Here is a 1,428-nt window from a genome sequence, read left to right on the forward strand (position 1 = left end):
TAGCATAGGAGTTGGCGGACAAACCCTAACTACGATACATCTTTCAACCAAGCCATAATATAACAAGGGGCTCGTTTGGAATCGCTTCGCTCTCCATACAGCCTGGCGTTAGTGATCAAATTAAATGAATCTATCTCAACAATTAAAAATACTCATACTCTCAGCTTTGTTGTCTGGTTGCACAATTTTCCCGACGGCATACAATATTGAGATAACAGGAATTGTTTTGAATTCAAACGGTTCGCCTGCATCTAATATAAACGTTTCGTATGCCGACTATAAATCTAGGATGTTTTCCATGCCGGGCGTAGGGTTGCATGGTTCGGTTCGAACAAACGATCTCGGATATTATCGAATTACTTTGGCTGAGGCACACGATGCAGTTGACCTTACTATTTGTGGCTCATCGGTTCTTATCGACAAAAGCGAATGGAAGAATAATGTTTCAATCAAAAAGGACGTCGATGACTGTGACAACAATCACTAACAAGAAACAGCTGAAAGAACAGCACAAAAGGCGTGCCGTCTTCAGTGTTGAGCGTTATGCATAAACGAAAGTCGTAGTACGAAATGGAAAAATACCAATGTCCAAAGTGTGGGCATAAATACGATTACCCAAAGACAAGCTTAGCTGGCTACACATTTTGGAATTGTCCGGGTTGTGGCGAAGAAGATGGTGTACATGTATCTCCATCACCTGAACTTATGTTTAGCGAAAAGGAATTGGCCGAGATTGAAAGAAAAAAGAACACGTATTGTTCTTTGCGAATTTTATATTCTGGGTCAAGTGATATCCCAAAGTTTAAAAAGTACAACCCAGATTTCAATAAAATTGGAAATTCCGAATTAATTCGAAAGCTCAAACATGAAAATGGAATATTCGAAGATAATGTTTCCGTTTTAGAGGCTGAGTACATAAAAGGGCAAGCAGAGGAATGTGGTTTAAAGGTAGAAATATATGCATAACACATATGAGCCATTCTCTAGTCAATAAGCAAAAGTAATTATTTTCGGTCACTTCTGTGACCAAATATCAGTTAATTAGTAATATTATCTACTTCGTCTGTCTTATGAGCTGTGAAGTCGACTGCTTACAGCAAACACATATAGAGGCTCTCTTAGTTTGTTCTCAACAATGCCTGCTCAGTTCTATCCCTAGAGTTTAGCAGGGGCACTAGACATTCATCGGTTAACCTTATAAAGGCACTATTCAAGGTGCGGGCTTAATTGTCTTATCCAGTTATTACCAGGCTCAGTTAAGGTGTAAACAATCTTACTTATTAAATTAAAAATGCACGCCAATGAGATGGTTAATCAGTAAGCGTCCAGCGAATTACACGCTTGACTATTGATGGTACTTAAAATTCCAAGGCATCAAGTACTCGATATCATTGGGCTGCTTTGGCAACTCACTCAGTAAAAACATCA

2 protein-coding genes are annotated in these 1,428 nt (G+C 38.9%); both read left to right on the top strand.

The window, feature by feature from the left end:
- The first annotated feature begins 298 nt into the window (after positions 1-298).
- Positions 299-487 carry a hypothetical protein gene (locus ABVT42_RS22310; RefSeq protein ID WP_353898208.1) on the top strand — a complete coding sequence of 63 codons (189 nt, stop codon included), beginning with the start codon at positions 299-301 and terminating at the stop codon, positions 485-487.
- 83 nt (positions 488-570) lie between these two features.
- Positions 571-966: a hypothetical protein gene (locus tag ABVT42_RS22315; protein ID WP_353898207.1), complete on the top strand. Its 396-nt coding sequence runs from the start codon at positions 571-573 to the stop codon at positions 964-966.
- Positions 967-1,428: the final 462 nt, after the last annotated feature.

Source organism: Aliikangiella maris (assembly GCF_040719265.1).
Classification (GTDB): Bacteria; Pseudomonadota; Gammaproteobacteria; order Enterobacterales; family Kangiellaceae; genus Aliikangiella; species Aliikangiella maris.